Here is a 7,952-nt window from a genome sequence, read left to right as displayed (position 1 = left end):
AGGGGATTTTGGGGGGATTTTGCAAAGGTCTCTGGCTGTTTTCATGCAGCCATTAAAGAATTTCGGCTTTTTTGAAAAACTGATTGCAATGAATGGCATAAAAAATCTTAAGCCCAAATCCATACCTTGTGCGCAAATTCAGATATTATGCGTGTTAGGGTTCTTTTTCAGATTAAACCAATTAACTCTCCCATAGGTTCGCATTCTATTGAATTTTCTAAATATCCAGGCTGCCAAATTTTTTCATAACAAAATACTATAAATTTAGGAAATTCAAGTAATTCTTCAAAGATACTTAACCAATTATAGATAAAATCATCCGTATTCAGTATCCAAGGTTGATGTGATGGCGAGTAGTAAATTACCACGTTCTTCCCTTGGCAAGCTTTAAATCTTTTAAAAGTATCATAATGAATAGATGCTGTCGTTATTTCCCCAAATAAGGAAATACGCAGCTTCTCGCCTTTAATCTTATCCCAATCTATGCTCGATCCAGCCCAAGGCAGTTGATTTAAAGCTGAATCGATTCTCTCAGCATCAGTAATAGATAAAAAGTTCTTAATTTTTAATGGCATAATCCAGTTGTTTTCGTGATGTGGCTGTGTGTCACTTTAAAATCAGGTTTTGATCGGATTCTATTAACGTAACGTTTAGTCTTAACTAAATCTGCGATTTACTAATATCGCCTATTACTATTAGAAGTCTATTATCAGTTATAGTAATTTTGTTCTCAAGTCTCATTTTTATGAGTTATGAATGCTAAACAAATTTGTGTATAATGCAAAATTTGATTAGTTTCGTTATAAAGTAACTTGCTGGTTAAATAACAAAGGATAAGAAAATGGCTTTACTAATACCCGATTTTGAGCCGATGGAAAAACTGCCTGGAAGCAAGGAGGCTTGGCAGGAAATTTACTGTGAGCTTGTTACGCCTATTTATGGCGGTGGTGTTCAGGCAGCCATGCCTGATGTCTTGATGCCCATTCGTGCTACAGCGATTCGTGGTCAGTTACGCTTTTGGTGGCGGCTGTTAGCTCAGCAAAAATGGAATTTGAAAGAAAAAAGTTTGCGTGAAGCGGAATTTCGTTTGTGGGGAGGTATCGGTGAAGAAGCTGCTGCGAGTTTGGTGTTTTTGCGTGTGCTTGATGTATTAAATGTTAAACAGATTTCTTATTTTCAAGGCAGCTTGGATTCGTCTCTACCTTCAGATAAAAAAGTGCGTTTGAAGAATAAGAGTAATGATTTAAAACCTTATGCTTATGTTCTTTTTCCGATGGATAGTGAGGAAAAACGTGAAAAAACGTTATTGATTAAAGAGGGTTTGACTTGGACCTTGCAATGGCGTTTGAATGAGAAGGCAAACGAAACGGATAAGCAGCAGGTTTTGGAAACCTTGCGCTGGTGGGTAAATTTTGGAGGGATTGGTGCGCGTACCCGGCGCGGATGTGGTGCGTTTGTGGTTAAGGACAGTTCTAATCCTGTTTTCAAACAGCCTTTGAGTATTGATGAAGTAATGAAGGCAGGTTGCAAATTGGTTTTGCGTCCAAGTACTGATTGTGCTTTGAAAGCTTGGAAAGAAGCGGTGCAACGATTGCGTGATTTTCGGCAAGGCAAAGAGGTTGGACGTAATCCTTCATCTGATATTAAAAAACCTGCCGGTCGCAGCCGTTGGTCTGAACCTGATGAAATTCGACGTATAACGCGAACACATTCTGATCGGCACAAGCCGGAACATCCTGCCGGAGATTTATTTGCGCGCGGTGTATTCGGTATGCCGATTATTTTTCATTTTGTTGGTGGTGATGAACCAGCAGATACAACGTTACAGCCTAAATGTAAGGAACGTATGGCCAGCCCTTTAATTATTCGCCCTGTTTGGGATGGCAAGGGAGGTTTTCAGGCTGCCGCATTGAGCCTTCCTTTGGATAAGGTTTTAAATGTTTCTGTCGAGTTATTAGAAAAAAAACAAAACAAGGGAAATGGACATCCAGTAACGCTGTGGGAGGAAAGTAAGGCACGGCAAGTTAAGCCGTTAAGTGAAAACGGTGGCGGTAATCCAATTGATGCGTTTTTGAATTATTTTACGAAATAAAAAAGAGGAAAGCTGAAATGACTCAATACGTTTTAACCCTATCCATCGGTCCTGTACAGGGATTCATTGCTTCGGCACGGCGGAGTCGGGATTTATGGAGCGGTTCTTGGCTGCTGTCGGAAATGGCGAAGGCTGCTGCAAAGAGTTTGTTTGAAGCCGGAGCGCAGATGGTGTTTCCGTTTGTGGATGAGACGACCAAAGACCGTTTAGAGCCTTGTGACCGGATGGATAATAATTTTTCAGTCGGCAACAAAATTCAAGTACAGGTTGAGGCGGCTGATGATGCCGCCGTGCGCGATTTGGTCGAACAGGCGAAAGCAGCGGCGCAGGCACGGTTTGAAACCATAGCGCGGCAGGCACGACAGGTGCTGCAGGAGCGGCAGGATTTGAACGCAGCTTTGCGCGATGAAATCTGGCAGATGCAACTTGATGATTATTTGGAAATCCAGGCTGCATGGGCGCAGATAACCGAAAAAGGTTATTCGGATGCAAGCCAACGTGCCGCATCGGCTTTGGCGGCACGTAAGGCAACACGCGATTTTACGCCTGCACATGCGGCCGATGCTTGGGACAAGCGGTTTATGCTGCCTAAATCTTCACTGGATGGGGCGCGTGAAACCGTATTGCTGGAAAAAGCCAACGGCGATGCCGACTTGTCTGATGTGGCAAGACGCAAGCTGGGTTTGAGTCGGTCGGAGCAGTTGGATTGCGCAGGAATTGTGAAGCGTTTGGGCGGCAATAGCGAACAGTTTACGCCCGTTACCCGTGTAGCCGCAGATGCTTGGCTGCAAGGTTTGCCTGAAAATGAGTTAAGCAAACTTTGCGATGCTTACGAACCTTTAATTGCGCTGAATTTAGCGACTCGTGTAAAGGGCAATCAAGGCATTTACTCAGATTTTCCGTTTGATGGGCAGTTGCTGTACCGCAATCGGTTGGATGCTGCTTTGTCAGACAATAAAAGCAGTGCAGATGCATCAGAAAAATTATCAAAGTTGAAAAATGTTTTAAAAACGATTTGGCACAAATATGGCGAACCATGCAGCTACTGGGCGATGTTGCTGGCAGACGGCGACCGCATGGGCGAGTTGCTGGATCGTGCGAAAACGATTGAAGAGCATCAAGCGATTACCGAAGCATTATCTACATTTGCCGAAAGTGTACCTGCGAAAATGCGCGATTCCCGGGCGCAATGTGTGTATGCAGGCGGCGATGATGTATTGGGCTTTGTCGCGCTGGATAAGGCGGTTGGTTGCGCGGATACGTTGCGGCAAGCATTTTCAGACAGCTTGAAAAAAGTGTCAGATGTTTTGAAAGCGGAAAAAGCGCCCACATTGTCCGTCGGTTTGGCGATTTGCCACATCAGCACGCCGCTCGGAAATGTACGCCGTTTGGCAAAACACGCGGAGAAAGTGGCAAAAGGCGACAATTATCCTGCCGATCAACAGCGCAATGGATTGGGGATTACCTTGTCCGTGCGTTCAGGCTCGGACAGCGATTGGCGTGTGCAATGGAGTGATGAAGCAGGTTTGGCAGCATTTAAAAAATGGCAAAACCGGTATCAGAAGAAAGAAATCAGCAGCCGTATTGCCTACGACAGCCGCGATATCTTTATGCGCACGGATTTTCCGAAATCCGCCGATTTATCCTTCGATCTGCACCAAAATATCCGCCAAGCCGAGTTTATTCGAATGCTGGATAGGGCGCGAAATATGTCGGGTGGTGAATTGAAAGACGATGTGAAGAAAGAGCTGAAAGCCCGACTGGATGCCTTGCAACGTCAGCTTGGCAGTGAACACACCGGCGCACTCAATATCTTTGCCACCGAGTTAATCATTGCCCGCTGGCTTGCCGCCAAAACACAAAACGATTTAGGACAGGAGGCGCAATCATGAACAGCTATTTTTTAGACGCACTTGCGCCGTTGGTGTTCCGCAGCGGCAAACCGTTTGGATCGCAGTCGGATACCGATGATATTCAATTTCCGCTACCCTCCGCCGCCGCAGGTTTGGTACGCACGCAAATCATGGGGCAGAGCGGCTGTGATTGGGACAGTAAAATCCAAGGCAATCGAGCCAAGTTGTCGGACGCACAAGTCGATGAATTACGCCAAATTGCCGTACAGGGCGCGTTTTTAGCGAAACAGGATATTTCAGACGACCTGAGAATCCTATTGCCTAAACCTGCCAACGCACTGTATTTAAAAAACAAAGAGACAGACAAAACCGAACTCGTCCGTCTCGCGCCGCAAGCCTTTGGCAGCGATACAGCGGCAGATTTCCCCCAAGCCGATTTATTGCCCGTACAAATCCAATCGTCCATCAAAGGCAAGCCTCAAAGTGGCGCAACGTATTGGGATTTGGCAGATCTGCTGGCTTGGCAAAACGGCGGGAAGTTGGTGTTTGAAGACATCAATAAACGCGGCGCACAATCGCTGCCGATTGAAACGCGTACCCATGTCGGCATAAATCGAGAAACACTTGCAGCCGAAGACGGACGTTTGTTTCAAACAGCCGCCTATGACTTTGCCGAATCTGCGCGGAAGCATCATCAGGGCTGGGAAAGCCACCGCTATGGTTTCGTGATACGCACGGCTGCCGATTTGCAAGATAACAGCGTAGTGCGTTTTGGCGGCGAAGGAAGGCTGTCGCGACTGAATAAAATTTCAGACGACGTATTCAAACAGCCCGAATACGCATATACAAACGGATTGATGCTCACCTTGCTGACGCCTGCCTTGTTTGACAAAGGCTGGCTGCCCGGCTGGTTGGACAGCCAAACCTTAACAGGCACACTCCCGCATACCAATCTGCAAGTCAAACTCCGCGCCGCCGCCATAGACCGTTGGCTGCCCGTTTCAGGCTGGGATTTGCAGCAACATGCACCGAAAGCCATGCGAAAAGCCGTTTCGGCAGGCGCAGTGTATTGGTTTGAAATACAAAGCGGCAACCCGGCAGAACTCGCCCAAGCCCAATGGCAGGCATTCAGCGACAGCGAACAAGACCGACGCGACGGCTTCGGCATCGGATTGATCGGCCCGTGGCAGAGCATTTAATTTTCAGACGACCTGACAACCTATTTCACATTTAAAAACAAGGAAACCAAAATGAACACCCGAATTTTCCACCTACATGCCTTATCCGCCCTCCACGTCGGCACAGGTCAAGGCATCGGCGCAGTAGACTTGCCCATCGCCCGCAGCCGCGCCACCAATCTGCCGCTCGTCCCCGGCAGCGCGCTCAAAGGCGTATTGCGTGATGAGGCCAAAGAAAAATGGCATGTCAGCGAAGACGACATTCAAGCCCTGTTTGGCGCAGACAGCCAAGCCGACAAAGAAAATATTCATGCCGGTGCCGCCGCCTTTGGCGATGCACATCTATTGCTGCTTCCAATCCGCTCGTTTGCCGGAACAGTCGCCTTTGCCACTTGCCCCTTTATCCTGCAACGTTATGCACGCGATGTACGCGGGATACTGCCGGAAAGCCCCAAAGTACCCGCTTTAAAAGATAGCGCATCCGTGCCGGACAACACCGTATTGCGCGTTTCAGGCAGCCAAATCGCGCTGGAAGATTTGGACATCGGCAGCGAAACCAGTACCGAAGCCAAACAATGGGCAGAACACATTGCCGCCGCCGTTTACCCCGAAAACACGGCAAACAACGAAGCATGGCGCGAACAGCTCTGCCAACGCTTCATTATCCTGCCCGACAGCACATTCTCCTTCTTAGCCGATACCGCGACCGAAATCCGCATGCGCATCAGAATTGACCGCGAAACGCGCATCGTCAAAGAAGGCGCGCTCTGGTCGGAAGAAAACCTGCCCGCCGAAAGCGTGTTGTACGGCATTTTAGCCATCGACAAATCGCGCCATAGCCGCAACACCAAAAGCGCAGACGAACTCTCCGCATTGATTCCCGCAGGAGAAACCCAAATCCAAATCGGCGGCAAGCATACAGTCGGACGCGGCCTCTGTCGTCTCGTACTTTCAGACGACCTGACAAAAGGGGAATAACATGCCACACATCCGCTCGCAAAAATACGCCCAACGCGCATTAGGCTTGATTCAAAGAGTCAAAGAGAAAAACGAAAAAGTCAAAGAATACCGCACGCTTGCGCTGAATTTCCCCACCATGATCCTGCAATCCGGGCTTGCCCAAGCCATCGGCTTCTTACAAGCCAAAGGCAAAGAAGAACACCTGCTCCTACTGGCGCACATTGCCGAATTGTTGGAAGAAAACGAAAACAGCCTACACAAGAAAATCTTAGAAGCAGACTTACCGCATTACCAACTCCTCACGCGCCAAGCCATAGAAGCCGCCTCCAGCCTCAAACGCTACACCCAAGCCCTGCTGCCCAAACCCAAAGACGAACAAGGGGGACAATCATGACCATATCACTCATGCGGGAAAGCCTGAAAAAACTCATTTCAGACGACCTAAAAGACGCACACGCCGGTTTGCTCATGCAGCGCGGCCTGACCGAGTGGGACAAAGACAACAAACAAGCCAAAGCAGAGCTGATTCAAAAAATCGTCAAAATTCCCGCGCCCAAAAAAGACAGCCTGTACGCACTCGCCTTTACGCGCTGGGTGCAGGCCACTTCCGATACCGGCCGCTTCGCCACACTTGCCGCCGGCATTTCAGGCAGGCTTTACACAGGCCTCAACAGCGCAGGCGCACTGGAAACAGGCATCAGCACCAGCCACACCTACGGCATGCCCCTCATCGCAGGCTCCTCCGTCAAAGGCATCGCCCGCAGCCATGCCGAAAGCCTCGGACTGGATAAAGCCCACCTGACCGTATTGTTCGGCGACGACAGCGACTCAGGCAGCCTGAAATCAGGCGCACTCGTTTGGCACGACGCATGGTTCATCCCCGCCAACACCCCGCCCTTTGCCGCAGAAATCATCACCACCCACCACCAAGAATACTACAACGGCAAACAACCCGAAGCCGACGAAATGGAATCACCCATCCCCAACCAGCAAATCGCCACACAAGGCAGCTTCTATTTCGTCATCGAAAGCGCACCGGGCGCGCAGGCATGGGCGGCATATGCCCAAAACCTACTGTTTCAAGCCTTGCAGACACAAGGCGCAGGCAGCAAAACCGCATCCGGCTACGGCTATTTCACAGAAGCAGCCGAAGAAGCACAACGAAGCATCCGCAATATCCAAGAAGCACAAAACCAAGCCCTGGCCGCGCAACAAAAAGCCGCCGAGCTTGCCGCCATGCCAGCGCATCAACAGTTTATCCAAACATGGCAAGAACGAATGGAGGAGCAACCAAACAAGATCATAGGCAACCAAGCACACGACAAACTCTATCAAGAATGGAAGGCAGCCCTGCAAACCGCCGCAGAAAGCCCCGATTTCAACGCGGCAGAGAAAAAAGAAATTGCTGACGTGTTTACCGTCAAAAAGATGATGGCAAAATACGCGAAATGGCTGACCGACAAGCGTGGCAAAGAGCTGAAACCCATCCTGGCGAAGCTGCGCGGCGAATAGATTTTCATCTTTATCGAAGCCCAAGCTTTTCAGACGACCTAAAGCCGCAAAACGGTTAAAAAGCGTTGTCCAATGCAAAGCAGACGGCTATAATCCGAAACACAAGTTTTCCGACGGATAGCGAAAAGTCTGTCTTTCGGCTGCTCTTTTCAGTTAAGGTTTTATTAAATAATGTCTTTGTTGGTTAAGGAAAAATGCTAACCTTTCTTAACCATATAGAAGATTGAAAATAATGAAATTTTTTAACCGAGTGCAGTCGGAAGACTTGCCCCACTAATCGGGGATTAAGACGTTTTGCTTTTCCAGTTTGTCTAAAAAACGTTCCAAGTCGGAAGACTTGCCCCACTAATCGGGGAT

7 protein-coding genes are annotated in these 7,952 nt (G+C 48.6%); 6 read left to right on the top strand and 1 reads right to left on the bottom strand.

All coding sequences use genetic code 11. The annotated features are described in order from the left end of the window. Window positions 1-167: 167 nt before the first annotated feature. On the bottom strand, window positions 168-575 hold the full coding sequence (locus HMPREF3066_RS03530; protein ID WP_049225933.1) for a hypothetical protein: 408 nt from the start codon (window positions 573-575) through the stop codon (window positions 168-170). Window positions 576-841: 266 nt separating this feature from the next. Here HMPREF3066_RS03530 and cmr1 point away from each other — a divergent pair, with 266 nt between their 5' ends. The 6 genes from cmr1 to cmr6 are packed head-to-tail and all read left to right on the top strand — an operon-like array spanning window position 842 to window position 7,595. Next, the gene (gene cmr1 / locus HMPREF3066_RS03525) at window positions 842-2,092 is read left to right on the top strand and encodes a type III-B CRISPR module RAMP protein Cmr1 (RefSeq protein ID WP_049225934.1); all 1,251 of its coding nucleotides are present in this window, start codon (window positions 842-844) and stop codon (window positions 2,090-2,092) included. A 17-nt stretch (window positions 2,093-2,109) separates the two neighbouring features. Continuing rightward, window positions 2,110-3,984 carry a type III-B CRISPR-associated protein Cas10/Cmr2 gene (gene cas10 / locus HMPREF3066_RS03520; RefSeq protein WP_070440480.1) on the top strand — a complete coding sequence of 625 codons (1,875 nt, stop codon included), beginning with the start codon at window positions 2,110-2,112 and terminating at the stop codon, window positions 3,982-3,984. Continuing rightward, the gene (locus HMPREF3066_RS03515; RefSeq protein WP_070440478.1) at window positions 3,981-5,144 is read left to right on the top strand and encodes a type III-B CRISPR module-associated protein Cmr3; all 1,164 of its coding nucleotides are present in this window, start codon (window positions 3,981-3,983) and stop codon (window positions 5,142-5,144) included. Before cas10 ends, HMPREF3066_RS03515 begins: the two co-directional genes overlap by 4 nt. 51 nt (window positions 5,145-5,195) lie before the next feature. After that, the gene (gene cmr4 / locus HMPREF3066_RS03510) at window positions 5,196-6,101 is read left to right on the top strand and encodes a type III-B CRISPR module RAMP protein Cmr4 (RefSeq protein WP_070440476.1); all 906 of its coding nucleotides are present in this window, start codon (window positions 5,196-5,198) and stop codon (window positions 6,099-6,101) included. Window position 6,102: 1 nt separating this feature from the next. Further along, complete coding sequence (gene cmr5, locus HMPREF3066_RS03505; RefSeq protein ID WP_003762295.1) at window positions 6,103-6,477, top strand: type III-B CRISPR module-associated protein Cmr5; 375 nt, start codon at window positions 6,103-6,105, stop codon at window positions 6,475-6,477. After that, window positions 6,474-7,595, top strand: a complete 1,122-nt coding sequence (gene cmr6 / locus HMPREF3066_RS03500; protein ID WP_070440474.1) for a type III-B CRISPR module RAMP protein Cmr6 — start codon at window positions 6,474-6,476, stop codon at window positions 7,593-7,595. Before cmr5 ends, cmr6 begins: the two co-directional genes overlap by 4 nt. The last annotated feature ends 357 nt before the right edge of the window (window positions 7,596-7,952 follow it).

This window comes from Neisseria sp. HMSC03D10 (assembly GCF_001807625.1).
Lineage (GTDB): Bacteria > Pseudomonadota > Gammaproteobacteria > Burkholderiales > Neisseriaceae > Neisseria > Neisseria mucosa.
This window is presented reverse-complemented; position numbering and strand designations above follow the sequence as displayed.

Excerpts from the sequence above, each read along its gene's own strand:
- cmr5 (WP_003762295.1), top strand. The coding sequence starts at position 6,103 with ATGCCACACATCCGCTCGCAAAAATACGCCCAACGCGCATTAGGCTTG.
- cmr1 (WP_049225934.1), top strand. The coding sequence starts at position 842 with ATGGCTTTACTAATACCCGATTTTGAGCCGATGGAAAAACTGCCTGGA.
- cmr6 (WP_070440474.1), top strand. The coding sequence starts at position 6,474 with ATGACCATATCACTCATGCGGGAAAGCCTGAAAAAACTCATTTCAGAC.
- cas10 (WP_070440480.1), top strand. The coding sequence starts at position 2,110 with ATGACTCAATACGTTTTAACCCTATCCATCGGTCCTGTACAGGGATTC.
- HMPREF3066_RS03530 (WP_049225933.1), bottom strand. The coding sequence starts at position 575 with ATGCCATTAAAAATTAAGAACTTTTTATCTATTACTGATGCTGAGAGA.
- cmr4 (WP_070440476.1), top strand. The coding sequence starts at position 5,196 with ATGAACACCCGAATTTTCCACCTACATGCCTTATCCGCCCTCCACGTC.
- HMPREF3066_RS03515 (WP_070440478.1), top strand. The coding sequence starts at position 3,981 with ATGAACAGCTATTTTTTAGACGCACTTGCGCCGTTGGTGTTCCGCAGC.